At 59.9% G+C, this 26,544-nt stretch carries 23 protein-coding genes and 4 pseudogenes; 13 read left to right on the top strand and 14 right to left on the bottom strand.

From position 1 onward, the window contains the following. Window positions 1–30: 30 nt before the first annotated feature. Together N2600_RS28510 and N2600_RS28505 are read left to right on the top strand one after the other, a co-directional pair. Entirely contained in the window at window positions 31–744 is a 714-nt protein-coding gene (locus N2600_RS28510) for an RNA polymerase sigma factor (RefSeq protein ID WP_170279547.1), read from the top strand. Window positions 745–885: 141 nt separating this feature from the next. Next, window positions 886–1,094 (top strand): annotated as a pseudogene (locus tag N2600_RS28505) (transposase); the annotation flags it as partial. Between the two features lie 12 nt (window positions 1,095–1,106). Here N2600_RS28505 and N2600_RS28500 read toward each other — a convergent pair. The 5 genes from N2600_RS28500 to N2600_RS28480 form a co-directional block, all read right to left on the bottom strand. Next, the gene (locus tag N2600_RS28500; RefSeq protein WP_260299034.1) at window positions 1,107–1,778 is read right to left on the bottom strand and encodes a winged helix-turn-helix transcriptional regulator; all 672 of its coding nucleotides are present in this window, start codon (window positions 1,776–1,778) and stop codon (window positions 1,107–1,109) included. Window positions 1,779–1,813: 35 nt separating this feature from the next. Then, window positions 1,814–2,590: a 3-oxoacyl-ACP reductase FabG gene (gene fabG / locus N2600_RS28495; RefSeq protein ID WP_222350832.1), complete on the bottom strand. Its 777-nt coding sequence runs from the start codon at window positions 2,588–2,590 to the stop codon at window positions 1,814–1,816. Beyond that, window positions 2,587–4,296 carry an acetolactate synthase catalytic subunit gene (locus tag N2600_RS28490; RefSeq protein ID WP_260299033.1) on the bottom strand — a complete coding sequence of 570 codons (1,710 nt, stop codon included), beginning with the start codon at window positions 4,294–4,296 and terminating at the stop codon, window positions 2,587–2,589. The genes fabG and N2600_RS28490 overlap by 4 nt, the downstream gene beginning before the upstream one ends. A gap of 2 nt (window positions 4,297–4,298) precedes the next feature. After that, window positions 4,299–5,660, bottom strand: coding sequence for an aspartate aminotransferase family protein (locus tag N2600_RS28485; protein ID WP_162116390.1), 1,362 nt, complete (start codon window positions 5,658–5,660; stop codon window positions 4,299–4,301). A 106-nt stretch (window positions 5,661–5,766) separates the two neighbouring features. Continuing rightward, entirely contained in the window at window positions 5,767–6,465 is a 699-nt protein-coding gene (locus N2600_RS28480; RefSeq protein WP_260299032.1) for a GntR family transcriptional regulator, read from the bottom strand. A 242-nt stretch (window positions 6,466–6,707) separates the two neighbouring features. On the opposite strand from N2600_RS28480, the gene N2600_RS28475 reads away from it, so the two are divergent. The 4 genes from N2600_RS28475 to N2600_RS28460 all read left to right on the top strand — a co-directional run bounded on the left by N2600_RS28475 (window position 6,708) and on the right by N2600_RS28460 (window position 10,658). Beyond that, complete coding sequence (locus N2600_RS28475; RefSeq protein ID WP_222281698.1) at window positions 6,708–7,817, top strand: ABC transporter ATP-binding protein; 1,110 nt, start codon at window positions 6,708–6,710, stop codon at window positions 7,815–7,817. A gap of 1 nt (window position 7,818) precedes the next feature. Further along, window positions 7,819–8,727, top strand: coding sequence for an ABC transporter permease (locus N2600_RS28470; RefSeq protein ID WP_162116204.1), 909 nt, complete (start codon window positions 7,819–7,821; stop codon window positions 8,725–8,727). A 70-nt stretch (window positions 8,728–8,797) separates the two neighbouring features. Then, window positions 8,798–9,568, top strand: coding sequence for an ABC transporter permease (locus tag N2600_RS28465; protein ID WP_260299468.1), 771 nt, complete (start codon window positions 8,798–8,800; stop codon window positions 9,566–9,568). Between the two features lie 34 nt (window positions 9,569–9,602). Further along, window positions 9,603–10,658: an extracellular solute-binding protein gene (locus tag N2600_RS28460; RefSeq protein WP_260299467.1), complete on the top strand. Its 1,056-nt coding sequence runs from the start codon at window positions 9,603–9,605 to the stop codon at window positions 10,656–10,658. A 48-nt stretch (window positions 10,659–10,706) separates the two neighbouring features. Here N2600_RS28460 and N2600_RS28455 read toward each other — a convergent pair whose 3' ends face one another. Continuing rightward, window positions 10,707–11,948, bottom strand: a complete 1,242-nt coding sequence (locus N2600_RS28455; RefSeq protein WP_260299031.1) for an 8-amino-7-oxononanoate synthase family protein — start codon at window positions 11,946–11,948, stop codon at window positions 10,707–10,709. Window positions 11,949–12,071: 123 nt separating this feature from the next. Then, the gene (locus tag N2600_RS28450) at window positions 12,072–12,755 is read right to left on the bottom strand and encodes a winged helix-turn-helix transcriptional regulator (RefSeq protein ID WP_162116202.1); all 684 of its coding nucleotides are present in this window, start codon (window positions 12,753–12,755) and stop codon (window positions 12,072–12,074) included. A gap of 308 nt (window positions 12,756–13,063) precedes the next feature. Here N2600_RS28450 and N2600_RS28445 point away from each other — a divergent pair, with 308 nt between their 5' ends. Then, the gene (locus N2600_RS28445; protein ID WP_246709652.1) at window positions 13,064–13,306 is read left to right on the top strand and encodes a hypothetical protein; all 243 of its coding nucleotides are present in this window, start codon (window positions 13,064–13,066) and stop codon (window positions 13,304–13,306) included. Continuing rightward, a pseudogene (locus N2600_RS28440) lies at window positions 13,281–13,595 on the top strand (hypothetical protein). Before N2600_RS28445 ends, N2600_RS28440 begins: the two are co-directional and overlap by 26 nt. On the opposite strand, the gene traA reads toward N2600_RS28440, so the two are convergent. Continuing rightward, window positions 13,573–18,204, bottom strand: a complete 4,632-nt coding sequence (traA, locus tag N2600_RS28435; protein WP_260299030.1) for a Ti-type conjugative transfer relaxase TraA — start codon at window positions 18,202–18,204, stop codon at window positions 13,573–13,575. The pseudogene N2600_RS28440 and the gene traA sit on opposite strands and share 23 nt — an antisense overlap. A 223-nt stretch (window positions 18,205–18,427) precedes the next feature. Between traA and N2600_RS28430 the strand changes: the two genes are divergently transcribed. Genes N2600_RS28430 through traG form a run of 3 tightly spaced genes read left to right on the top strand, consistent with a single transcriptional unit; the run spans window position 18,428 to window position 20,854 of the window. Then, window positions 18,428–18,715 carry a TraC family protein gene (locus N2600_RS28430; RefSeq protein ID WP_162116199.1) on the top strand — a complete coding sequence of 96 codons (288 nt, stop codon included), beginning with the start codon at window positions 18,428–18,430 and terminating at the stop codon, window positions 18,713–18,715. After that, the gene (locus tag N2600_RS28425; protein ID WP_162116198.1) at window positions 18,705–18,944 is read left to right on the top strand and encodes a conjugal transfer protein TraD; all 240 of its coding nucleotides are present in this window, start codon (window positions 18,705–18,707) and stop codon (window positions 18,942–18,944) included. The genes N2600_RS28430 and N2600_RS28425 overlap by 11 nt, the downstream gene beginning before the upstream one ends. After that, window positions 18,935–20,854: a Ti-type conjugative transfer system protein TraG gene (gene traG, locus N2600_RS28420; protein WP_260299029.1), complete on the top strand. Its 1,920-nt coding sequence runs from the start codon at window positions 18,935–18,937 to the stop codon at window positions 20,852–20,854. Before N2600_RS28425 ends, traG begins: the two co-directional genes overlap by 10 nt. Before the next feature lie 210 nt (window positions 20,855–21,064). On the opposite strand, the pseudogene N2600_RS28415 reads toward traG, so the two are convergent. The 5 genes and pseudogenes from N2600_RS28415 to N2600_RS28395 form a co-directional block, all read right to left on the bottom strand. After that, window positions 21,065–21,465, bottom strand: a pseudogene (locus N2600_RS28415) (hypothetical protein); the annotation flags it as partial. Beyond that, window positions 21,462–21,731 (bottom strand): type II toxin-antitoxin system prevent-host-death family antitoxin, encoded by a 270-nt coding sequence (locus N2600_RS28410; RefSeq protein ID WP_162116387.1) that lies wholly within the window; start codon window positions 21,729–21,731, stop codon window positions 21,462–21,464. The pseudogene N2600_RS28415 and the gene N2600_RS28410, both read right to left, overlap by 4 nt. A gap of 132 nt (window positions 21,732–21,863) precedes the next feature. Further along, entirely contained in the window at window positions 21,864–22,346 is a 483-nt protein-coding gene (locus N2600_RS28405) for a hypothetical protein (protein WP_260299028.1), read from the bottom strand. Window positions 22,347–22,664: 318 nt separating this feature from the next. Then, entirely contained in the window at window positions 22,665–22,832 is a 168-nt protein-coding gene (locus tag N2600_RS28400) for a hypothetical protein (protein ID WP_170281847.1), read from the bottom strand. 340 nt (window positions 22,833–23,172) lie between these two features. Then, entirely contained in the window at window positions 23,173–23,496 is a 324-nt protein-coding gene (locus tag N2600_RS28395; protein ID WP_162116195.1) for a DUF736 domain-containing protein, read from the bottom strand. Window positions 23,497–24,126: 630 nt separating this feature from the next. Between N2600_RS28395 and N2600_RS28390 the strand changes: the two genes are divergently transcribed. Beyond that, window positions 24,127–24,411, top strand: coding sequence for a WGR domain-containing protein (locus N2600_RS28390; RefSeq protein WP_260299027.1), 285 nt, complete (start codon window positions 24,127–24,129; stop codon window positions 24,409–24,411). 449 nt (window positions 24,412–24,860) lie between these two features. On the opposite strand, the pseudogene N2600_RS28385 reads toward N2600_RS28390, so the two are convergent. Further along, window positions 24,861–24,983 (bottom strand): annotated as a pseudogene (locus tag N2600_RS28385) (DNA primase); the annotation flags it as partial. 148 nt (window positions 24,984–25,131) lie between these two features. Between N2600_RS28385 and N2600_RS28380 the strand changes: the two are divergent. Then, window positions 25,132–26,322 carry a DUF1173 domain-containing protein gene (locus tag N2600_RS28380; RefSeq protein ID WP_170283132.1) on the top strand — a complete coding sequence of 397 codons (1,191 nt, stop codon included), beginning with the start codon at window positions 25,132–25,134 and terminating at the stop codon, window positions 26,320–26,322. Window positions 26,323–26,544 lie beyond the last annotated feature (222 nt).

The raw sequence follows: 26,544 nt of genomic DNA, 5'->3' as shown, positions 1-26,544 counted from the left end.
GAAAGACAGGCGAGCAGGCGGAGAATTTCCATGGCAGCCATTCCAGTTCCGGCGGGGCAACATCGGCCGCAGACGTCGACATTGTCCAACGCCGATCTGGTGCTGCTGGCGAAGATGGGCGACGAGTCCGCCATCCGAACCATCGTGCAGCGGCACAATCAGCGCCTGTTCCGCACCGCGCGCGCGGTCATCCGCAACGATTGGGAAGCTGAAGATGTCGTCCAGGCGGCCTACACCAAGGCTTTCACCAATCTCGCGGCATTCCGCGGCGAGGCGCAACTCTCGACGTGGCTGACCCGCATTACGCTCAACGAGGCGCTCGGCCGTGTGCGGGCCCGAAAGAACACCACCGGCCTCGAGGAAATCGACATGCAGACGATGGCGCCGGGTGGCGAAGTGTTACAGTTTCCATCCTCACTATCCGCAACCGACCCGGAAAGCGAGCTGTCTCGGAGCCAGGCGCGGCATCTCCTCGAAAATGCGGTCGACGAACTTCCGGACGATTTTCGCGCGGTCTTCGTGCTGCGGGACGTCGAGGGCATGAGTACGGATGAGGCCGCATCTTATCTCGGCATAAGACCAGAAACAGCCAAGACCCGGCTGCACCGGGCGCGCAAGATGATGCGCCAGTCGATCGAGAAGAAGCTCTCGGGAGCTTTCTCGGCCCTGTTCCCATTCGATGGTGCCCGTTGCGCATTCATGGCCGATCGCGTCATCGCTGCGCTTCGTCACAAAATCTTATGATTCCTCATATTAAAGTCGATGCGGCTTGCCGGGAAGCGCAACAATTCGTGCAGATACCGACAGCTCCCTGTTATCGCTGATCCGCTCGGACCCTGCCTGTAGATCCAGTCGCCTGTCCCGCGGTAGCCTGTCATAGGCTAGAAGGCCGGCGCCCGATTGTTCTTCCTGCCGCAATGCTCTCCGGATCTCAACCCGATCGAAAAGCTCCTTGCCAAGATCAAGCACGAGCTGCGTAGGCGCAGGCCCGAACCCGACAGGCCATCGACGACGCGCTGGCAGCTCCCCTTCAAACCGTCTCGCCGAAAGAATGCCAAAACTACTTCAAGGAAGCCGGATATGAACAAACCTAAAACAATCCCGCTCTAAGACATGCTGGTGGTCTCGAGAGCGTAGCCCGCCCCATATATCGTGCGAATTCGCAGGCCCCGGAGTCCTGCAAACGCTTTTCGCAGCCGGCCGATATGCACGTCGACCGTCCGACTTTCTACAGCGTGCGGATCGCGCCAAACGCCCTCAATGAGTTGCTCGCGGGTACTGATCTGCCCCTGCCTTTCTAACAGAAACCTGAGGATTCTCATCTCCATAGGCGCAAGCGCTACCCTCTTGCCTGAAACCACGACCGCGTGCGGCCCAAAGGCAATCTCGGCGGCACCGGCAAAGTTTGGTAGGGTTCCAGCCTGCGGCAGGGGTTTTATGCCGTGCAGAAACGCGAGAAGCTTTGAAGGCGACAAAGGACGCGTGATGGCTTCGAGGCCCGCCTTGATCAATTGCAGGTGCTCTGCACGCATATCGCCGCCGATGAGTGCACCCACCGGTAGCCCTGCGCTCTTCAGGAGCATGCATAGAGGCGCAACATCGCTCGGCCAGCCCGCACAATCCAGGATCACGGCGGAAAGCTCTGCTGATGTACGGGCGCCCGCCACATCGTCGTCACTTGCTGCTAGACGAGCTTCAAAACCTTCGCTACGCAGAATGTGCGCAAGGAGTAGATAAAGCTCGGCGTTCTGCGAGCAAACCAGAATGACGGGAGCCATGTCGATTGCCTTTTTTCTCGCCTGATGAACCGAGCTCAGCTCGGCGCGAACTCGCCACCGTTGACATCTATAATGGCTCCATTGACGAACCCGGCATCCTCCGATGCCAGAAACGCGATCACTGCGGCGACGTCGTCCGGAGCTCCTAGCCGACCGGCCGGAATACGGGCTAGCGCGTCGATGTTGATCTTGCTTTGCGGGGAGCCTGTCAGTGGCGTCAGGACGCGACCTGGCGCCACGACATTCGATGTTATGCCATAAGGACCATATTGAGAGACCAACACGCGGGACAATCCTGAAAGTGCTGCTTTAGACGTCGCATAACTCGCGCCAGCGATCCGTGGTCTCGTCCGGCCGGCAAGAGAACCGACGAATATAACGCGTCCATAACTCATTTCCTTCATGGCTGGCAGAACCGCCTGGCAACACAGCATCGTCCCCGTCAGGTTGACCGCGAGCACGTCGTTCCATTCTTCAATCGGAAGGTCGCCGACGTGACGAGGGCCTTCGGGGCCTTTCGGTGATATCCCCGCGTTGCAGACGAGGATTCCAGGCACGCCCAAGTCACGGGCGACTTCGCCGAAAAAGGCGCTAATTGCCGGCGGTTCGCGGATATCAACCCTTCTCGCGAGGAAGCGCTCTGGCCCAAAAGCCTCAGCAAGCGCGGCGCCTGCCGCCATGACGCTTGCCTTACCATGGCTAAAGACGGCAACCCGATGACCCGCCTTCAGCAGGCGAAACGCGGTGGCAAGACCGATCCCGGTGGTGCCACCGCTGATAACCGCAACATGTGGGCTGCGGTCAGCGCTCATGCCGCGTGATCCATAGCAGCAAACAGCGAAAGGGGAGGACGGGCGCCCGCCTCTGTTATTACCTCAATCAGCAAGGGTCCTTCTCCAGAGAGACCGCGTTCAAGGTATTCAGGAAGATCGGCGGGATCGGAGATGCGGACTGCAGAGCAGCCGCAGGCTTCCGCAATCCGCCGATGATCGACGTCCGCGAAGCTGCAAGCAGTCGTGAAGCTGCCGAACTTGACAGTTTCCGCATCACGTTGGAAGCCAAGGATCCCGTTGTTCAACACGATAATCAGTACCGGAAGCTTGCTTCGCACCATGGTCTCGAGCTCCGCCCAGCTATGCGCGAAACCGCCGTCCCCTACGATGACAACAACTGGTTTGTCGGGTTTTGCCGCCTTCGCACCGAGCGCGAGTGGCAGGCCCCACCCCAGTCCAGCAAGGCCCCGCGGCGACAGGAAGCGCATACCGGGAGAAAGGGCCCGCAACTGGCCGGCTATCCACATTGAGGAGTAGCTCGCATCGGAAACAACGGTCGTATCTGCCGTCAGCATTTGCTGCAGCTCGGACATGACTCGCTCGGGACGGATCGGACTGTTCTCCGAGCGAGCGACAGATCGTCGCTCAGTGTCAAACGCGCGCCAGAATCCAGCGATCCTGGCCGTCAACTTATCGCACTGCGATGCGCGGTAAGAGAGATCGCGTCGGGCAAGTGCGCCTCGAAGCGCCCTGATGGTCTCGGCCGCGTCGCCCGTCAACCTGAGCGCCTCATATGTGCGACCAATTTCGGTGGGATCGACATCGATGTGGATGACTGATGCGGACCGAGGGATTTGGCGCCAACTGTCAGTGCCGTTCTGATTGGTTCGCGTCCCGACCAAAATGACGAGATCGGCCTCTTCGACAAGGGCAAGCGTGTGCCGTCCGAGCGATCGCGGCCCCACGAGTGCACCGAGAACGCCAGCTGACAGCGGGTGGTATTCGTCGACTGCGCCTTTTCCCATATTGGTCGTCAGCACGGGGAGCGAGGCTTCGACCTGTAGCTCCGAAAGCTCGCCGGCGGCATGGCTCGCATGGACGCCTCCTCCGGCGATGACGATGGGTGCCTGGGCTGCAGCGATCATCGAGGCCGCGCGTTCGATGTCGCTATCGCGCGGACGCAACCGATCGAGTGGCCAGTGGCCAAGCACGGCCTCACGACGAAAGGGCGAAGGTGCTATCTGCTCCCGCAAGAGGTCGGCGGGGAGCAGGAGAGCTGTCGGTCCTGGCCGACCCGAGGCGGCTGCCGTGAAGGCCGCATCGACATAGTCATCGATGCGCTCAGCAACGAGGACCTTGCGCACCCACTTCGTGCAGGATTGAAATAGGACGAGATGATCGAGTTCCTGGAATGCATTGCGATCAGCCTGGTCTCGTTCGACATCCTGGACGAGAGCAACAACCGGAACGCTAGCCTTTAGCGCTTCGGCCAGCGGCGGAACGAGAAGCGTTGCGGCAGGTCCGTTCTGCGCTGCTACCACGCCGACCTTGCCGGACAACCGCGCATACCCGTCTGCCATGGTCCCTCCCATATTTTCCTGTCGGTAGGCGATTTGCCGGATGCCGATTGCTTCGGCCGCAAGGATAACCGCCGAAGGCAGGCTCTGCGCAAAGATGTGGGTGACGTCGTGCCTCTTGAGGGAAAGGGCGATACGCCCGGCGACGGTTAAAATGTCGGTTGCCATGGTTACATGCCTGCTTCGGTTGGATTTGCTTCGAGGATTGAAAGGAAGTCTGCAAAGGCTGATATGACCGCGTCACCGTCGGCAGTTGTCATCGCCGTCGAAAGGCACGCCGCAGCGCCATTGGGAAGCAGGATGCCACAATTGAGGAAGTGCCCGGAGAGCCGGCCCATCAACTCGGCCTCTTCCGGGGCCAGATACGCCTCGCGGAAGTCCGTTGGCTGCTTTCCTTTCGGATGGATGCGAAACAGGGATGCGGCTCCTGTCACACTGAAGCTTGCACCATAGCGCTCGATTTCTTTTCTAAGCCCGGCTCGGATGCGATCGCCAAGGCTCTCGAGTGAAGCGAAAGCGCCATCCGTCATCGCTTCCATAGCGACCCTGCCAGCGACCATCGATACGGGATTTGCGGAAAACGTGCCGCCTTGCGGCAGCAGCGGTTTGCCGCTGTCACTTGCGAAGACACGCATCACCTCCTTGCGCCCACCGATCGCCCCAACAGGAAAACCTCCGCCGATGATCTTGCCGGCGGCAATTAGATCAGGCTGCAGGCCATAGCGCGCCGAAGCCCCCGTATACGACTGCCGCAGATTGAGAACCTCATCGGCAACGATGAGAATCCCGTATTGCTTCGCAATCGCCTCGACAGCGGCAAAAAAACTCGGTTCGGGAGCTATCAGCCCGGCTCGGCTCGGCATCGGATCGATTAAGATACAGGCCAGCGAAGGGGCTGCCGAAGCAATCCGGCGCTCCAGATCCGCGATGTCATTGAAGCGGATAACGGTCACCTCCTCGCCTACCGAAGACGGCATTCCGCAGTAGGCGGGTACAGCGGGCGACCGCAGTGGGTCGTTCCATATTGCCGGCGACACCGCCTGCCCCGTTTCCGCCCAGTCGTAAGCGCCGTGATAGGCGCCTTCTATCCGCGCGATGCCCGGTCGGCAGGTGAAGGCGCGGGCGGCTTTGATCGCAAACATCACCGCCTCGGTCCCGCTGTTGACGAAACGAATATGTTCGATCGCCGGAATGCGCTCGATCAATAGCTCTGCCAGCGTGATCTCATGCTCGGTCGGATTGGAAAAACAGGTTCCGCGATGAAGCAAATCTGCAACCGCGTCGGCTACTGGAAGGAAGCCGTGGCCGTGTATCAGCGTCGTGAAATTATTGTTTAGGTCGAGTAGGCGGTTGCCGTCGACGTCGATGAGATAGGCTCCCTCCCCGCGCGAAATGTAGAGCGGGCTGGGCTCGTGATCGACGGTGACGCGCGTGATCCCCGTTGGAAACACGCGGCGACCCTTTCTAAAGAAGTGTTCGGACCTCGACCGGGAAAATCCCCGGCCGGTGCGAAGGACATTAGGGTGAAACATTTGATCTTCTCCGGCCAACGCGGGTCGCGGTGCAACCCTTCATAATTTTGTTATCACAAACATCATGAACTCGAAGAAGTTGCAACAAAAAAATCCGCCGTTGCCGCTATTGTCGCTTGAACCGCTCCTGCGCGGCCTTCTTCAGGCGCCGGTAGCCGTCTCGAATATCGTTTTCCATTGCGGCCCTGACCGCAGATGGGTCTTTATCCACCAGGCCCTCTATTGCGGCCAAATGGTTGTGGACGCCGTATTTTGCTTCAGCAAACTCAGGATAGAGGTCGTGGAACGAGGCGCCTACCCTTAACCACAGCGCCTCGATGGTCGAAAGGAGGTGTGGCATCTCGCACAACCGATAAATCGTAAAGTGGAACTCCTTGTTATCGTGAAGCGCGTCGGAGTAGCGCTTTTCCCCGAGCGACAGCGTGATTTTCTCCTGTAATGCCAATAGCTTATCGATTACATCAGTCGTCGCGCGAAGCGCGCCTTTTTCCGTCGCCAAGCCTTCAAGCGCAAGCCGCATCTGCGTGACTTCGTAGAGCGCCGCAAGATCGAGATGCGGGACGATGACGGTTTTAGGGCCTACCATGACGAGCGCGCCTTCGAAGACCAGCCGGTTGATCGCCTCGCGTGCCGGCGTAGCACCAACGCTCAGCATTTCGGCAACCGAACGGATCGGAAGCTTGTGACCGGGCTTGTAAACACCGCGTATGAGTTGCTCCTTGAGTGATGAATAAGCGAAGTCGCTGAGGCGCCCAGACTGCAAATCCGGCGCCGCCGATTCCTCTTCAGTTGTATTTTCGTTCAAGCTTGACCCCTGTGCGTTGACATCTTCACATTTTTGTTGCAACAAAAAGGAATTGCGTAAAAACCGGAGACGTAATGTGACAGCATAACGTCATCGCGAATATTAGCAACGCGTTGGCCGAGAAGGCCATGCCCGAACACCTGCCGGCCTTGCCGGCATGACACTCAAAGCACCTGGCGCCGCACGAGCGGAGCCGGGAGGGGTCAATGCGTGGCAAAGCACGCAAATAAGGAGATTTCATTTTGATTGGTGCGCCTGTTTTTATCGATCGCATAGGCAAGACCTACGGCAGCCAGACTGCCGTTGGCGCAGTGACCCTGGATGTTCCGGCAGGCGAATTCCTGTCTGTCCTCGGTCCGTCCGGGTCGGGTAAGACGACGCTTCTGACAATGATCGCCGGTTTCGAAACCCCGTCTGCCGGACGCATCATCATCGACGGGCGGGATGTCACCGCCGTATCACCCGATCGTCGCAATATCGGGATGGTCTTCCAGCGGTATGCCTTGTTCCCGCATTTGACCGTCGCCGAAAATATTGCGTTTCCCCTGAAGATGCGCGGCATCCGCAAGGACCTTAGAGCAGAGCGGGTTGGCCGTGCGCTCGACCTCGTCCAACTTCCGGACTATGCCAAACGCTATCCCCATGAACTTTCCGGCGGCCAGCAGCAGCGGGTGGCGGTCGCGCGAGCAATCGTGTCCGAACCGCCTGTTCTCTTGATGGACGAGCCACTTGGGGCACTGGACAAGAAGCTGCGCGAATCCATGCAGATCGAGATCAAGCAGCTTCAGCGACGCCTCGGTGCCACGGTCATTTATGTGACGCACGATCAGGAGGAGGCGTTGACGATGTCCGACCGGATTGCTGTCATGGCAAAGGGGCAACTGGCGCAGCTCGGAACCCCGGCGGACCTCTACTGTAATCCGCAGAGTGCCTTTGTCGCCGATTTCATCGGCAAGATGAACTTCCTGACCGGAGAATTCCTGGGCGAGGCCGCTGGCCGCTATACGATCAGACTGGGTGACAACGTGCTCATTGATGCGCCCGGTGCTGCCCATGGTTTCAAGGATTCGGCAAAGATAGGTGATCGCGTTCGGCTCGCGCTACGGCCGGAGCGCCTTGGTCTTGCACCGCGCGGCGCAGGGGGACAGAACGCCCTCCCCGGCCGGATCGAAACGTCGGTATTTGCGGGCTCTTTCGACCTTCATCTCGTTCGCTCCGACTTCGGAAGCGGAGAGATCATTCAAGTGCAGATCCCTGCTGATGGAAAGAGGGTGCCCTTTGCAATGGGGGGCCTCGTGGACGTCATTGCCGAAGGCGACGGCCTACGGCTCTTTTCGGTCGCGGAGGCATGAAATGACAATGACGGTCGACAATTTACCCCTTGCGCCAACCCACCCAGCAAGCTGGTTTTTCTCACACTCGGCGCGGCAGTATTCGCACGCACTGACGTTCCTGCTGATTGCGCCGTTGATGCTCTTACTGACTGTCGGCTTCATCTATCCAATCGGGCGGCTCGTCTCTTTGAGCCTAATGACGCCGGGATTCACGCTGGAGCATTACGAGCGGATCGTCGCCGAGCCACTCTACATGGAAGTCCTGCTTCGCACGTTGCAGACGGGCGCAATCGTAACAGTGGCGAGCCTGCTGCTTGGATATCCGGTTGCCTTTCTCATGGCGCGTGCCAAAGGCAAGATCGCGATGATCGTAGCGGCCGCGGTTTTCGTGCCACTATGGACCTCGGTGCTGGTACGATCCTACGCCTGGATCGTGCTGTTGCAGCGAAACGGCATCGTTAACGGCCTGCTGATCGAGAGCGGCCTCATTAGCAGTCCGTTGAAGCTCATCTATACGGAAGGTGCAGTGATCCTTGCGATGACGCATGTTCTCATGCCCTTCATGATCCTGCCGATCCATAACGCACTTCGCACTATTCCTGCCGAGTACGCCCAAGCCGCTCGCAATCTCGGCGCCGGGCCGATCGGCGCCTTCCTGCGCGTGACCTTGCCGCTCAGCTTGCCTGGAATCTTTGCCGGGTGCGTCATGTGCTTCATCCTGGCGATCGGCTTTTATATCACGCCGGCACTCGTCGGCGGGCCTGGAGCATTGATGATGGCAACGCTGATCGGCCAGCAAACCACCGTCCTGCTTGACTGGCCATTTGCCGCAGCGCTCGCGACCGTCCTTCTGACTACCACTCTGGTCTTTGTCCTTGTGTTCCGCAAGGCGCTTTCCGTTAGCAAAGGAATGAACAGTGTCAACTGAACCCGCAGCCATCGCCCCATTCGCCGCCCCTCGTGTCAACAGCACCCATCGACCTTACGGCAAAGTGGCATTGCGGCTCATTGGAGGTTTCCTTATCGGAGCAATCCTGTTCTTTTTGGTGCTGCCGACGCTGCTCGTCATCCCGATTTCCCTGAACGACAGCAGCTATATCGAGCTCCCGCCGAAGGGCTTCACGCTTCGCTGGTATATCGACTTTCTATCCGATCCGGACTGGCGCGCGGCAACGATATTTAGTCTGAAGATTGCGCTGGCGACAACAATTGCCTCGACGGTCATCGGGACATTGGCCGCCATCGGGCTCGTTCGCGGCAATCTGCCGGGGAAGACCCTTCTGCAGGCATTTTCGCTGGGGCCAATGATCGTTCCCCATGTTGTCTTTGGCGTTGCCCTTTATCTGGTTTTTTCACCGCTCAGCCTGACCGGCAACTTTCTCGGCTTCCTTATCGCCCACACCGTGATTGCGGTTCCCTACGTGATCATCACAGTATCGGCGGCACTCGAGCGCTTCGACACGTCACTCGAGCTTGCCGCACTGAATTGCGGGGCAAGCCGGAGCCGCGCCTTTTTCAGTATTGTGCTTCCTAACATCGCGCCGGCGGTGGCTGCGGCTTCAGTCTTTGCGTTTCTAGCGTCGTTCGATGAGGCGACAGTTGCCTTCTTCATTTCCGATACCGGCGGAAAAACGATCAGCCGTAAGATGTTCGAGGACATGGATTTCAATCTCACGCCAGTCATCGCGGCGGTTTCGACGCTGCTCGTCGCGGTATCGATGCTGCTCATGGGGACCATTCATCTCCTTACCGGCCGCGGGGAGGATTAACGTGGCCACATTCGTCGGGACAAAGGAACACGCGATGAAAAAGCGGACGAAGATCAAGCCAATGCTTGCGGCTTGCCTCATGCTTGCTGGAGTGGGGGCGGCGCAAGCCGAGGAGCAGGTCATCATTGCGACCACCGGGGGCGCCTACGATAACGCACTTAGAAAATTCTGGTTCGATCCGTTCACCGAAAAGACTGGCATCAAGGTTATTTCAGTCGCCGCAACGAATGCCGAGATGCGGGCGAAAGCTGTGGCCATGGTCAAGACCGGCAACGTGACCTGGGACCTGTACCCGGACGGCGAAATCCAGGCGAGCGCTGACGCGCATCGGCTGACATCTGAAGACCTGACGGAGTTTTGCACGTCTTTCCAGGGCCGGCCAGATCTGGTCGAGGATGCCTGCGTCAGTGCCGGGGCCCGGCTTTTTTCGACCGCAACGCTGATGGCCTACGATCCGACTGCCTTCAAGGATGGGGATCCGTTGAGCTGGGCCGATATGTGGAACCAGACAAAATTTCCCGGTGGTCGCTCGTTTCCAAATTTCGACGATCCGTGGCGGGTGATGGCTGCAGCGCTCCTCGCCGATGGTGTTCCGCGCGATAGACTCTTCCCGCTCGACATCGATCGCGCCCTCAACAAGCTCGACGAGATTCGCCCGGCGATATCGCTTTGGTGGAAGACCGGTGACCAGAGCATTCAGGGCTTTCGAAACGGCGATTACAGCATTGGGCAGATTTGGCTGACGCGCGCAAATACTCTGAAGGCGGAAGGACGTCAGATCGCTTGGTCCAAGCAGGCCTCGTTCCTCGTCGGCGACCGATTGACGATTATCAAGGATGCGCCGAATCGCGCGAACGCCTTGAAGTTGATCGCCTACTGGCTTGATCATCCCGAGGCGCAGGCCAGGGTGTGCGAGGAACTCCTTTGCACGCCACCGAGCCGGAAGGCGATCGACTTGATGTCTCCGGCTGCACGCGCGGCACTTCCCAGCGAGAATGATATCCGGGATTACATCGTCATCCCGGACGCCAAATGGATCAACGACAACGCCTCGATGATGCTCGAGCGTTGGAATGCCTGGATCCGATGACGATCCGCCCCCGGGCCGGCGCTGCTGTCCGGGGGCCGAGACGGATCTCTACCTCTTGAGAGCACGGTTGATGGCAATTGCGACGTCGTGCACCTCGGCAGCCGTGTGGCCGGCAGTCGGACATATTCGCAGTCCTGCCCTTCCCTTGGCCACGGTAGGGAAGAAAATGGCCGATGTATAGTAGCCGGAATCAAGCACCAGTCTGGCAGCGCCGATTGCCGCAAGCTCGTCACCGATCACGATCGTTCTGATCGGCAGTCGGGATCCCGCCTGTACGGTCGGCACCAGTTCGTCGAAAAGAGAAATGTGTTCTGCGAGCACCTTTTGCCGCACGCCTAGCTCCGGTGTGCGATGGATCATCTGGGAGGCGAGAGCTGCACCAATCGCGGCAACATTGATTGAGGCCGAGAAGGCGTGCGCGAGAGCAAAGCGCCGGAAGATCTCTTCCTGAAACTCGGTTGAGACCATCAGCATGCCGCCTGAGGCTCCGAAGCCCTTGCCGAGCGAGGCTGCGATGATCGTCCGCTCGCCGAGACCCTCGGGCATTTGCGAACGCGCAAAGCCCTCGCCTCTTTCTCCGAAGATCGATATGCCGTGAGCATCATCGATGTAAAGGAAAATGCCGTATCGCGCCTGAAGCTCGCGCAACTCCTTGATCGGGGCACAGCCGCCCATGGAATACACACCGTCGCAAACATAGGCAACCGTAACGTTCTGGCGGCAAATATCTTCAAGCGCCTGAAGATCGTTGTGGCCGATCGTGCGGACCTCGCATTCTTCGGCAACGACGGGCTTATTGAAGGCAAGCGTCGCATGTGCAAGCCGGTCGAATACCATGACCGGTTTTGTGCCGCCGGTAAGGTCTCCCGACGCAATCAGCGGAAGCGCGCTCAAGTTGGCGGCAAGCACAGTTGTGTAGGTAATCACTCTCGCGCCGAAGAGATCAGAAAGAGCATCTTCGAGGTCTCCGAGGGCTGCAAAATTGAGCCTCGTGCGGGCACACGACCAATGCAGAGTCCCGTAGCGTCGAACGGTCTCGATTGCGCCTTCGATGATTGAGGGATGATTGTCGAGCCCGAGATACGAGCAGCGAACGAAGTCAATGACGCGCTCCGATTTGCCCTCTGCAACCGGCAGTTCCACCGCTCGCCCGTCAGACGGATGGACATAGAGTGCCATCAGGCCGTCGAGATGAGCGGCGGCGAAATGGGGACCGGCTTGGCGGATCAGGCCCGCGGTGTTTCTGTGGGATGCTTTCGCCGATCCGGCGCCCGAAGCTGCCTCTTGCATGTTGTGCTCCAAATGTTCAATGGTCTTCACGCTATGCGCGTGCTCATTGTTTATGCAACGAAGGCGACAGCAAATTTTTGGGACGTTTCGGTGAAGATGTGAACGCGCGGAAATTCACATGCCTTAGGAGATGTCGAATGCGTATCCCTCCTTTGGCACGGTGCGGATCACGTCGCGGCCAAGGACCCGCTTCAATGCGCGCCGGAGGCGGCCGATATGAACATCGACTGTTCGCGGCTCCACGAATACTGTCTGTGGCCAGGCCACGGTTATCAGTTCCGCACGGCTGAGAACGCGCCCCGCGTCACCCATAAGGGCACTCAATAGACGAAACTCGATCGGGCTCAGATTGACCGGCGTGCCTCGCACCAAAACACGCCGGCTGCTGACGTCAAGCTTCACATCGTCAAATATCGGAGCAAGGCGGCTAGCCGCTTCGGCAGCCGAATTGCCTATTGCACCGTGAAGGTAAGACAGAAGCCGTTCCGGCGGCATTGGCCTTGTAAAGCTCTCATCCACGTTGGCTTTCAGGATGTCGAGATAGGCGGCCTTTTCGGCAACGAGCGCTATCAGCGTGACGTCGCTGGCAAGTCCCCTTTCCTTCAGACCCGACGCGATATCAGCCAGAATTTGTGAACCCGGCTGGCAGTCGACGATGATGGCTGCAGCGTCACGCTCCTCGGCAGTAGCCACGGCCTCGATCGGAATATCGACGAGCATCGTCCTGTATCCGGCGCCCTTCAAGATGTATGACAGCATCAAATAGTAGTCAGCGTCTTGGGATACGATCGCCAGAAGTTCGTTCATTGTCTCGCCCCGCCAATTGCTGACCTTAGCGCGATCGATTTTGATACGACAAAACTGCCAGAGAACTGCCTCATTTTGATTGAAACCTCACGCCTCGGCTTGTAAAATATGCGCAACAGAATCGCAGAGCGCTATCATTACGGGTATTTTATAACTTGCCTTTCTGTTTTGTTACAACATAATGTTGAGAGCGCGAGAATCTCGCGCCGTAGCGCATATTTGCCAGGGACGGCACGTGATCGTGGCCCAGTGGGATCGACGTCCGGCATAATTTGATGGCCTGTTTCCGGACGGTAACGGGGCTTTTAATGCGCGAAACGTTCAAAAGGTTCTCAACCGGCAGCGCTGCGGCGACACCGGATTTTTGGAGTGATGCAGATGTAGGGGACATCAGTACTGCTACCCGATCGCTTTACGGACAACATGCGAAAACGGCGGCCGCCTGGTGCGCACTATGCGCGCGCCACGACGGCCGCTCAGGTGATTTCACCTTTTGGGTACGCGTTTTCAAACTTCTGGGCGCCGATGAGATCGAGGAAGCTTGGAAATGAACGTGACCGCTATGAATATTTCGTGCTGGATGACCTGAAGAAGTTCGCCGAGCTGCAGATCGCCGGGTGAGGCTATGGCACGGGCAGGGAATACGTCCGCGAGTTGATCCGTCATGACAAAGATCGGCTGCACTTGCGTGATCTCCTGCTTGAAGGTCCTTCAACCGAGACGACTGAGCCGGTTGATGCCGCCTATTTCGATAGCCTACGAGCCCGTGCTCGCGGCAAAGCTCCAGGTGACCGCATAGTCTATCGTTCGATGGACTTTAAATTTCCCGACCACGGCTGACGGCCCGCTGACGCCGTTCTGAGATGATCTGCTCGCTGCTTTCCCTGCGGACCGCCTGCTGCAGAACCTTCAACTTTTCCTGCATCGCCTCGAAGACATTGCGCTGCATCTGTGGCACGCGGTGGATGAGATCCTTCTCGCCGCGAATGATGGCATTGCGGCCGAAGCGCTCATCGAGCGCCCTGCTGACGGCGGCGAATTCCCGGTGAATGTCGGGATCGAGAGAAGCGGCCGATGCATTCAGCTTGCGACCGTTGTTCCTCGCCTCGGCGGTCAGCCGCATGAGCGCCTCTTCGGCCGCCTTCGACAGGCCGGGAATGGCGACCGCCATGCGCCGCCGCTCTTCGGCAACAGCCTGGCGTTCGGCATCGAGCACATTGACGTAGGCCGAACCGAGCGCGCGCAGGCGGGCGGCGGCTTCAGGCACGGCCTGCACCGCCTCTTTCCGCTCGCGGCCGGCGGCCAGCATCCGGTCCATCAGGCGATCGGAACCGCGCAAGGCACCATAGGCGGCCGGGTCATTGGTCACCGCAGCGGCGATGCGCTCGCCAGCAAATCCTTTGGCAAGCAGGTCTTCGATCTTGCCGACAGCGTCGGCCGGATCGCGCCAGATCGTTGATGCCACGGCCGCCAGCGCGGCACGCTGCTGGCGATAGAGAGGGTCTGAGAGCAGACGCGAGCGCGCCTCCTCGTCGAGCGGGTTCTTGAACTCGGTGATAGCGGCAAGCATGGGCAGCACGGCGGCATTCTCCTTGTCGGCCTCCATCCCCTGATCGGCACTGGCCGCCGCAACGATCTTCGAACGATCCCGCCGCTCGACCTGATGCTGCTCGTCGGCAAAGCGCTTCACGGCCTCGAACAACCGAATCAGCTTCTCGCCGCTGATGCTCGCAAGGTCCTCCGGCATGCGCTCGATCATGTTGCGTTCGGCAACTGCATCGGTCTTCGAGGTAAAGGCGCTCCAGCCGAAGCGGGCGCTCAGCGCCTCGCTGACCGCCTTGACCTCCTGGACGAACGAGCGATCTTCGGCGGCAAGCGCAAAGGCGGTCTTGTAGGCATCGTCACCACCTTGCCTGCGCACCGCCTCGATTTCCGCAAGACGTGTCATCGCTGTCTTCGAGAGCGCCGGGATCGGCAATGACATATGGGTGCGACGCTGTTGCTCGCGGCTTTCGAACCGCTCGGCGTTTCTTCGGAACTCGGTGGCATGGGCGCGTGCGAGTGGCAGCAGGTCCGTCAAGGCGGTGATCGCGGCATTTCGTTCGTCGCGGGCGGCACGACCGTCGACGATGAGATCAGAACCCCGCAGCCGGCCAAGCCGATCCGGTGCTGCGGCAAGATCGTCGGCAAGCCTGCGAGGTTCGATGCTCATATCCGATGAAAGCGCGTTCAGCGCTGACAGCGCCGCATCCGGGTCACGATAGATCTTCTCCAGCAACGGCCGCAGGATCGCCTCCCGCTCTTTCCACGCCGGCGACGAAAGCTGTGCCAGCCGAGCGTCTTCCTCCACGCTCCTGGCAAAGACCGTGGTGGGCGCGATCAGATGCCGCGCACGGTCAGCATCGGCATCCGAGACGGTTTGCGTTTCAATTCGCTCCTCATTGTAGGAGACGCGCCGCTCCCGCTCGATCGCAAAACCGAGCGCCATGCTGGCCCGCTCCCAGAGCTCAGCCACCTGCTCCCTCTTTTCCGCAATCCACGCCCACTGCCGGGAAAGGCTTTCCTCCATCCCGGCGGCAGCTTGAGAAAGATGATCGAGACCACGGCGTCGGGCAAAGTCGTCAGCATGGGCGCGATAACCGGCCTCGCTCTCAAAATCGAGCGTCGTCGTCTTGGCGCCGGAGCGCGACAGCCGCAGGACGAGTTGTTTGAACACTTCCGGCCGATGGCTTTCCCGCTCGATGCGCTCCAGGCGAGCTTCGGCGGTTTCGATCTGCTTGGCAGTCCAGACATTGCGATCGACTTCTTTTTCCTCGAACCGTTTCTGGCCGGTTTGCTCGTCAACGATCTGAACCTGAACCTTGACCTTCTCGACACCGTCCTTGCGCAGGGTCACTGTATCGCCTTGCGAGACCCCACCTTCTTCGAGCGCCTTCGGCAGGCTCACACCCCAGAGACGATGAAGGGTTCCGTCATCCGCCTTCACGTCGGCATAGGGACTGTCGTCGGCATCCTCATCATTCGGTCGGAATTTGGCTTGTCCGGTTTCGACAAGCGCACCGGTGACGCCGGCGGCATGATCGACACGTGGTTTCCTGCCCCATTCCGGCCTCGCTTCAAAGTCGTCCTTTGCGGCATAGAGATCGGCCCGGTCGCGATGGCGGGTCATCGACACATAGGTCAAATGTTGGTCCATCATGCCGGTGGCAAGCACGAAGGTTCGCTCGACGGTGACCCCTTGTGATTTGTGGATGGTCGCGGCGTAGCCATGATCGACATTGCGATAGCTGTTCTCGCTGATGACGACATCACGACCATTGTCGAGACGCACCGAAAGCAATGTGTCGCCACGTTTGTCGCCGGTGGACACGACCGTGCCGAGCATGCCGTTCTTGACATATTGCGGACCAAGACGGGGAGCACGGGGCTCGAGGAAACGGGCATTCTCCAGGAAGATGATGCGGTCGCCGGCGGCAAATTCCCGCGCCCCGCGTTCGGTCCGGAATGAGCGGCTCTCACCCAGCGCGCCCTCGTCCGTCATCACCAATCGCAGCGCTTCGTTCAGACGCTTCACGTCTTGATTGGTATGGGCAAGCACAAGCAGTTCGTCGCCGCGAAGGCGGGTCGTGTTTGCGCCTTCGGCAGTTTCCCGAACGAGCGCGCGACGGGCATCCGTCCAGTCGGAAACAATCCGCCCGATGATTTCGTCGCGCGTCGCCGCCTCGACAAGGTGACCCTGCTGCGCATAGGCGTCGAGACCTTTCTCGACCTCGCCACGGGCGAACAGTCGCGAGGCCTCGCGCGCCCAATCGTCGCGCTGGCGGCGCACGCCGGCGAGTTCGGCAAAACCGATCCGCTCGGTGATCGCCCGGAACGCCGCACCCGCTTGGATCGGCTGGAGCTGCATCGCATCGCCGACCAGCACGACTTTCGTGCCGGCTTCTTCGGCAATCTTCAACACACGCGCCATTTGCTGCGACGACACCATGCCGGCCTCGTCGATAACCAGCACATCGCCGCGGTGAAGCGTCTCGTGTCCATTGGCCCAGATGAGTTCCCAGGAGGCGAGTGTTCGCGACCTGATGCCGGAACTATCCTCCAGTCCTTCCGCCGCCTTCCCCGCAAGTGCTGCACCGATCACCCGGCGGCCATCGTGTTCCCAGGCAACACGGGCGCCGGCAAGCAGGGTCGACTTGCCGGCGCCGGCAAGGCCGACCACCGCGGCAATGCCATTGTCGCCGGTGACATGACGAATGGCGTCGACCTGTTCTGCATCGAGCTTGAAAGGCTTTTCGGGATCGCCGGTCTCGACGTGTCTGACGGCGGCCGCGACATGCCGTGACGAAACGGCAAAACCGCGACGTTCCGATAAAACCTGCGCCGACCGCGCCATGTCATATTCGATGCGCAGGATCTCGCGCGTGGTGAAGACGGCGGGTTCGCTCGCCTTACCCGTTTCGGCGTCGATCTGCTGCGGCTTCAGCATGATGAGATCGTCCGATGCCATCAGCCGCGCGCGGATATTGGCGAAGACCAAGGGATCGTCGACGTATCGATGCAGCGCCTTGGCGATATCGCGCTCATCGAAGGTGGAGCGTTCGTTGCCGAGCTGCTTCAGCAGAAGCTCCGGTTCGGCCAGCAGCCGGTCGGCCATCTCCTGGCGACGGGCGAGATCGGCCGGCGCGAAGTAGAGTTCCCTGCCCTTCCTGGCCAATGCTGCCTTTTCCGGACCGAGATGTTTTTGAGCGATGCCGTCCAGCCCCTGCTCGGCATAGGAGCGTCCGTCGAGCCGGATCTCATGGCCGGCAAGCGCCAGATGCCGGTTGGCCGTTTCCGCCCAGGCGATCTTCCAGGCCTTCATGGTTTCCTTGTCGCCGGCCCATAGCTTGTAGACGATCCTGCCGTTCGGACGATCCGGCGTGACGACCCGCAGCGGCGTGCCGTCTTCGCCGGTGACCGGCACCTTCTTGCGTCCAAATCCCTCTTCCGTCAGCGGTCTTAGCGTCGTCATCAGATGGATGTGCGGATTGCCGTCCTTGTCGTGAAACACCCAGTCCGCAACCATGCCCTTTGAGGTGAGATTATCCCTCACGAACTCGCGCACCAGTGCGATGTTTTCCGCCCGCGTCAGTTCCTCCGGCAAGGCGATAATCAGCTCGCGAGCGAGCTGCGCGTCCGCCCGTTTCTCGAAAGCATCGACTGCGTTCCACAGCGCCTCGCTCGCCGCTGCAACGGTGCGACCGTCGATGGCCGCGCGCAGCCAATCCGGCGTCTGGTCCGGTAGCGCCAGCTCTTCATGCACCAGCTCGGACGCCCCGCCCCGATAGCTGAACGACGTTCCAGCCTGTTCGTCCATCATCCGAGTGCGATGACGATAGGCGGCAGCCGAGACGATGCTGCGTCCCCCTCCCCTGCCGATCACCTGCGCTCTGACGAACATGATCGCCACTGCCGTCTCCACCTCATGCGCGCACGTCGCGCCAGCGACGTATATTGCGCCCTCAAACCGATCGGCCTGCCAAGGCCGATGCCGCTTTTGCCGGGGCACGATCATCAGCCGGAATTCCAGCCCCGACATTTTCGGGTTGGTGCAAAATAGGCTATTTAACTGCTTAATTCTAGTTAGTATAATCGTATTGCTCAGGTGATTTTGAGGAAGGGAGAGTCCAACAGTGGTCGTCAAGTCATCGATTTCTGATCTCGATGCCCAGATCGAGAAGCTCAGAGAACGCAGGAGAAGTTTGATCGTTAAATCCGCCGAGCGGTTTGCCCGTGCGGCGATGAAGTCCGGGCTGGCGGAAATGGAGATCGCCGACGAGGAGATCGACCCGATTTTCGAAGAGATCGCTGCGCGATTTCGCAAAGAGGAAAAGAGAGAGCCTGATGGCGCACCTCCTCAAACACGTCGACCGGCAGATGATGGGACTGGAACGCAGTCGGAGGTTTCACATGACGGCTGACCGGAAGAGGCAAGCGCGCGAGAAATTCCTGCTTGGCGGTATCGTCGTCAAAGCCGGCCTGTCAAAGGCCGACCGGGCATTTCTGCTCGGCGGCCTCACCGAGCTGGCGAGAGTAATACCGGGTTCAGCGGAACATAGGCGGTTGCGCGATATCGGCGAAGAGGCTTTCAAGGCCCCTTTGTTCGATCCTTCTTCGCCATGCGTCGAGGAGAACTCCGGATGGCGCTGAAGTGCCGCTTGCATCCGGGCCTGCTGCTCGTTCTCGTGCCGGTCGCGGTCACCGCCATAGCTGTCTATATCACCGGGTGGCGATGGCCGGCACTGGCCCACGGCCTTTCTGGCAAATCCGAATATTGGTTCATGCGGGCCGCACCGGTGCCGGCGCTTCTGTTCGGGCCGCTCGCTGGTCTTCTGATCGTCTGGGCGTTGCCGCTGCATCGCCGGCGGTCGATAGCCGTCGCCAGTCTCCTGTGCTTTCTCGTCATGTCCAGCTTCTATGTTTTGCGGGAATATGGACGTCTCGCGCCATCGGTGGAGAGCGGCACGGTCTCATGGGATCGGGCGCTTTCCTATCTGGATTTCGTTGCAGTCATCGGCGCGCTGGCGGGCTTCATGACCGTGGCGGTCGCCGCCCGTATCTCTGTCGTCGTGCCCGAGCAGGTCAGGCGTGCAAAGGGCGGAACATTCGGCGATGCGGATTGGCTTTCGATGTCGGCGGTGGCAAAGCTCTTTCCGCCCGATGGCGAAATCGTCGTCGGCGAACGCTATCGCGTTGACAAGGAAATCGTCCATGAGCTGCCGTTCGATCCGAACGATCGCAACACGTGGGGACAGGGCGGCAAGGCGCCGTTGCTGACCTACAGCCAAGACTTCGATTCCACCCATATGCTGTTTTTTGCCGGATCGGGCGGATACAAAACGACCAGCAACGTCCTGCCGACCGCGCTGCGTTATACCGGTCCTCTGATCTGCCTCGACCCTTCCACCGAAGTCGCACCGATGGTGCTCGAACACCGCACCCGCACCCTCGGACGCGAGGTCATGGTGCTCGATCCGACCAATCCGATCATGGGCTTCAACGTGCTGGACGGCATCGAGGCATCGAAACAAAAGGAGGAGGATATCGTCGGCATCGCCCACATGCTTCTATCCGAAAGCCTGCGCTTCGAATCCTCGACCGGCTCCTACTTCCAGAACCAGGCGCACAATCTCCTGACCGGTCTGCTCGCCCACGTCATGTTGTCGCCGGAATATGCCGGCCGGCGGAACCTGCGTAGCCTGCGCCAGATCGTTTCCGAGCCGGAGCCGTCGGTGCTCGCCATGCTGCGCGACATTCAAGAACACTCGGAATCTGCCTTCATCCGCGAAACGCTCGGCGTCTTCACCAACATGACCGAACAGACCTTCTCGGGTGTCTATTCGACGGCGTCGAAGGACACGCAATGGCTCTCATTGGATAGTTACGCCGCGCTCGTCTGCGGCAATGCCTTCAGGTCGAGCGATATCGTCGCTGGCGGGACGGACGTATTCCTCAATATCCCGGCATCGATCCTGCGCTCCTATCCGGGCATCGGGCGCGTCATCATCGGCTCTCTGATCAACGCCATGATCCAGGCCGACGGCGCCTTCAGCCGCCGGGCACTCTTCATGCTCGATGAGGTCGATCTGCTCGGCTACATGCGCATTCTGGAGGAGGCGCGGGACCGCGGCCGCAAGTACGGGATCACGATGATGTTGATGTATCAATCGGTCGGCCAGATGGAGCGGCATTTTGGAAAAGACGGCGCCACCTCGTGGATCGATGGCTGCGCCTTTGCCAGCTACGCTGCGATCAAGGCGCTTGATACCGCCCGGAACGTCTCTGCCCAATGCGGGGAAATGACCGTCGAGGTTCAGGGCCGATCCCGCAACATCGGCTGGGACACAAAAAACGGCGGCACGCGCAAGTCCGAGAGTGTCAATTTCCAGCGCCGGCCGTTGATCATGCCGCACGAGATCACCCAATCGATGCGCAAGGACGAGCAGATCATCATCGTGCAGGGCCATCCCCCGATCCGCTGCGGACGGGCGATCTACTTCCGGCGGAAGGACATGAATGCAGCAGCCAAGGCGAACCGTTTCGTCAAACCGGGGCCGTGAGTGACGGTTGATCCTGCACCTCGTCCTTGCAGGCTGGCGCCTTTATCGATCCTGCCGACGATAGTGGAAGGTATCGCTGGTGCGTAGCTGGGGCGGATCGGAGCCAACGGGTAGGAGAAGCTCGAAAAGTCGACGCGCCGAGCGGCGGAGACTATTTGCGACAGCTGCAGCAGGCCAAGCGGTAACGAGGCTATCACGCGCCAAAGGCCAGCGGAATCGGCTGACCTCCGTGGCCGACTTGCGGCGACTGATGAATTCGTGCAGCAGCGGCGGGAAGAAGGCTTTGCTGAAGCGTCCGGTCGGCGGCTCGGGCTCAAGATAGAATGAGTTTCCAACGATGTCGGTATTGAACTCATCGAAGATGATCCAAAGCCTGCGATCGGCATCGAGGCCGGCGCGGCGCTTTTCGGTCGCTGGCACTTCCACAGCAAACCGCGACGCCTCCGGCTATTTGGTAGTGACGGGAAAGAAGGGAGCCAGATCACCGTCCCGCCGCGGCATTCTCACACCCACGACGACCGGCCGCTCCTTGCGTCCCCACGCCCAGCCTGTCGCGCCCATAGGTAAGGATAGCGTATGACGCTTGCGGTCTGGATCAGCTCGTAGTTCATGAGCGGCCTGCCTCATCCTTGCCGGCGCAGGCCTCGACGGCGTTTTCGAACTCGGCAAACAGTTCATCGGGCATCGTTTCGATGATCCCGACGGTGCGCCGGTCCGATTGCTTCATCAGCCGCTGGTAGTCTTCGATATTCAGGAGAACCAGCCGGGGTTTATTCCGCTGGGTGATGGTCACTGGATGGCGCAGGGCCTCGGCGATGATGTCGCCAGACTTACGCGAGAGATCGCTGGTGGAATAGGAACCAGTTGATTTAGACATGTGGTTTTCCTTTTTTGCTGTATTTGTTGTAATATACAATATTTGCAACAATGCTGCAATTTTGGACACAATGTCTGAGCATCGGCAGTAGGAGGCGGCGGCGTCCGCCGCCTCTCTGCATCCGAAGCGCCGTTACCACGAGGATTGAACGGCGCGCACCGCATGAACCAGAATTCCAGTTTCCTGCGTGATTTCCTTTACGATCGGCGCCAGCGAGCTCAGCTGCATCTCGGGCAGCGCGACCAGCTCCGGATAGGCGATATCGACCCCGCCGTCATCCGCCGTCAAAGCGTTGATCCACTCGCTGCCATTGATGCGGTATTCATGCGTGTCGAAATCGATTTCGAGGTCGTCCAGCAGATTGATGGTGAAGCGCCCGAATATCTCCGTCTCGCCCTGCAGCTGATATTCGGCGATTTCATCCTTTCCGGTGAGAACACGTCGTTCCAATGCCATCATCATCTGGATTCGAGCGATTGCCGCCTCGAGTCCTTCAATCAGACGGTCGTGAAGTTTTCGCGAGAAATCGGTGTCGCAGCCGAAGCGATTTGCGAGGACGACGAGCCGGAAACCGGCAAGCTTGCTGTAGAGTATGAGGTTCTGGTCGGATGTCATAATGTGATCTCCTTCATCTTGATGACGGAGATCGGCCACTCCTCGGCAAAGAGGGGTCAAGGACCGCGGAACGCGGCTCGCAAGCGGGGGAACCGATTTTGTCGCTTGCGGCAAAATTGGGGGAGACCGCGCCGTCCTTGACGCCGGATTTGCTGGAGTAAAATAGGACGTCAGAGAGAGAAGAGGCCCGCGGCCCCAAAGGGGACGCGACCGTTTCCGGCATCAGCCGGCGGGGAGTGTCGAGGGGTGAAACCCACGATAGCCTGGCGGCCGGTCGATCCGGCCGGCGTGGCTCACGGGCACGGCGTTAAGCTTCCGTCAGAACGGAGGCTCAGCCTTGATGCGGCCGTCCTGCTCGGCCCAGATCACCTCACGTTCGGCCAGCGCCAGTTCGAGCTCGTTCTCGATCTGCCGACGCTCGGCCGTATCGGCGTTCCGAAGCTCAGCCTGCAGCAGCGCGATGATTTCGTCGATGCAAGTGGTCATTGTCGTCTCCTTGACGTTTGTGAAAGACGACGCCTGCGGTCATGGCGGTATGCAGGGGTCAGGGATTGCGAAGCAACCGGCGGAGCCGGCGAGTGGGGGAGCCGATTTTGCCAAAGCGGAGGGGACCGGAGCGGAGACAAAATTGGGGGCACCGCTCGTCCTTGAGGCCTGCATGTCGCCATGGCACCCTCGGAGGGACTGAGCAGACCTTCCCTCTCGGTATGGCACCGGAAAAGCCGGCAACGGGCTCGATGCCCTTGACGGCTCGAATAGCAACAAGGCTCGCGGCAGAGGCATTCTGAAAGTCGGCCTCGATCGCTCGAGGCCGACTGTCTGTCGTTCAGTTCGGGTTGTTCCAGAGGATGACCTTGCGGTTCGGCTCGCCGCCGGGGGCTTGTGCGAGATTGCCGAAGATCACGCCGATTTCAGGAGCCTCCAGCTTCACTGCAAGATATTCCTCGCCGGTCAAGCGGGCGATGCGGTTCCAGCCCGCGCCGATCTCGAAGCCGGTCTTGCGGTGGATGATGCGGTAGTCGGGAGCTTCCTCGCTCGCCTTGCTGGCGTTCGGGACGATGGCGATCGGGGCGTTGACCCGGATGGTAGCGAAGATGCCTTCGAGGGTGCCGTCGCTCTTTGCGGTGAGGATTGCGATCGTGGTGGCCATGGTATTGTCTCCTTCGGTTGCTCGGGACCATTCCCGATGGCGCCCGAAGAAGGGGCCGAGCCGCAGGCGTCACCGGAGCGCAAGCGTAGGGGAACCCCTTGCGGGTTGACGCTGATGGCGGCCGGTCCCTTAAAAAGGCGGCATGAAGTACGGGACGGCCCCAGATTGCAACCCAGGGCAGGACAAACCATTATGGCCCCCGGGTCCGGATCTGCGCGGGATGTGACTACGGGCTGTTGGAATGCCTCGCCACCATTCGGCGCTAAGACGTCGCCGCTCCTGGCCATTGCAAGAGAGTCGCTCACTGCTGCCCCATCATACTTTGTCGCTCAGCGGGACCGACGCGGCGACCGCATCGGCAACTGCAAACCGTGTGAATGTCGGGTGGAACTGCCAGCTCGGGGATCGAACATGTGATCCTTCGCGGACTCGCCCCGGCACCCAATTGACAGATTCGACCAGTGTTCCGGCGGACATCCAGTCGTTGGCACACCGGCAACCTCGAGCGACCGAGACCGGCTTCGTCGAGCGTTCTTCGCAGGCCCGTGACGTGCCAATACATCACAAAACGGAATCCATCGGCTGCAAAGGATTCAAAACTCTCGTTGGACAGGGTCGGTCCCCACGGGAATGATTTCCGGCATGACCCGAATGTCGTTCCACCTCCACTGCCGGCGCATCGATGCCAGCCGCAACATGGCGCGCTATTATACGCTTGCAATCGAGCCGACGTTGTTCGGCGAAACCGCGGTCTTGCGCAGTTGGGGACGGATCGGCAGACGTGGCGGCGAGAGGACCGACGTGTTCGGAACCGAACAGGAAGCCGTCGCGCATGTTCTCGATCTTGCTCGCCGGAAGCATCGGAAGGGCTACAGGCCGACCAAGGTTGCGTCTGCCGTCCGCGACCCGACGTGATCACTGGGCAGGTAATGGCGCGCGCTGCCGCGCAAGAGATCGTCACGCCTCACGCAAAGACTGCAGCGCAGTGAGCCACTCGTGGGCGAAATAGAGCCCATTCCAGCGAATAGGCCGGATGCGCATACAAATCTATTACCAAGTCGGACCACGGGAAGTTGAAGGACCCGAACAGGTCAGCAACGCCATGCCGTAAAGCGGCACATTCTGGTCCTCCGAAACGAAATGCGCTCCCACCGCGACCGCCTGCGCCATGAGGCGATGGTCGGATTTCGATGATGGGGCGGAAGCCTTCCAAGTGCAATCAGATATGCGTCGGCAATATCGAGCCTATCAAATCCCTGATCTGGCAGGACCTTTAGGAGCTCGTATGTCCGGATCGAGCTCCCGATCCGCAACTTCACCGTGATTTCCCTCGAGGAAACTACCCCTGGCGGAGGGTTAAGGGTGCCGCGCGAGCGGGGCTGCGCCGGTTCGGTTGAAGGAAGACCGAGGAAATGCTGTGCCTCGTCGGCGAGGTCGCGGAAGTCGATCAGCCCGCAGGTTTCGCGCACGAGATCGAGCAGATCGCCTCGGCATCGAGCGTGCGACGCCAAGGCCGGTCTGATGCACCTGCTCCAGCAACATACTGCCTATTTTGCGCTAGTATAATCGTGGAAGCCCGTGCTACTTTTGCCGTGATTTGGTGAGCCGGTCCGGCGAGATGATCAAGGAAGCGATGTGCGACAGTTTTTGATTGGCGAGCAGACGTTCGATGAAGACGCTCCCGAGCTTCCGACTCGCCTCGAACAGGCTTACGCGCAGAAGCTGCGGCCACTTTGCCGATGCAAAAACCCGCCGCTTCCCATGTACATTGCGCGCGTCGATGAGCTCTATGTCATCAAGCGCATGCCGCTTTCCGGACGGGACCATGCCCCCGCATGCCCGTCCTACGAACCGCCCTACGAATTATCAGGCCTGGGGTCCTTGATCGGCAATGGGATCCGGATCGATGAGAGTGGAAAGGCCGCCCTGAAGCTCGATTTTCCCCTGACGAAGAACGGGGCTCGCAGCACAATAGCATCATCAACGGAGGCGTCTGAGGCGGCTCTACGCAGCGAGTCAAAGAAGCTCTCGTTGCGCGCCGTCCTGCACTATCTCTGGGAAGCAGGGGAACTGACGGAATGGCGCTCATCGTGGACCGGCAAACGTGGCTGGGGCCGAGTCCGCTCAAGCCTCATGAACGCGGCCTCGCAGATGACCGTACGCGGCGGACCGTTGAGCGACATTCTGTTCGTGCCGGAAGTGTTTCATCAGGAGGACCGGGAGGGAATAGCCATCCGCCGAGCGGCGGCCTTGGCTCCTGCCTATACTTCCGGTGCCGGAGCGCGGAAACTCATGATGACCGTGGCGGAGGTCAAGGAGTTCGCGGCGGCCCGCGGCGGCCAGAAAATCGCCATACGTCACCTTCCCCTCCCGTTTATGATCGAGGAAGGGGCATGGAAGCGGTTGAGTGCCAGATACGAGACGGAGCTCGAACTGTGGCGGTCAAGAGTAGACTTCCATCTGATCATGATTGCGACCTTCGGGATATCAGGCGCGGGGATCGCTTCCATCGAGGAAATAGCCATGATGGTGGTCAACGAGAACTGGATTCCGTTCGAGAGCATCCATGAGGAACATCTCCTGGAACGGCTTTCAAGGCTGAAGAGAAAGAGCGTGAAAGGCCTGCGCTTTAATCTCTCCCGAGAGCAGCCGGTGGTATCGGTCACCCTGCCGGAACAGCGCCCGGCTCCCGTCGCTATGTTCATTGTGCCTCCCGGCGCCGGCGAAGACTACGACAAAATGCTGGCTGAGATGATCGAAGAAAGACCGGATATCACAGCATGGATCTGGCGTGTCGCGCGGGAGGAAATGCCGCGGCTTCCGTGATCGCCACCAGCTTTGCGTCGATTGGCCTATGCGGGCGAATCGAACGAGATCATCAATTCACTAAGCTCCGCCCGTGTCGGTATTGTGTGGCTGGCCTTGGCTCATAGCTGCAGTGACAAATAATACTTTTCCATTTGGTGCTGTGTCGACATAGAGCGGCGTAGGCTTTCACTGCGGAGAGCTTGCAAGGCCGGGGACGGCCTGGTCATTCAGGCATTTTAT

The sequence above is a fragment of the Rhizobium sp. WSM1274 genome, assembly GCF_025200775.1.
Lineage (GTDB): Bacteria > Pseudomonadota > Alphaproteobacteria > Rhizobiales > Rhizobiaceae > Rhizobium > Rhizobium leguminosarum_I.
This window is presented reverse-complemented; position numbering and strand designations above follow the sequence as displayed.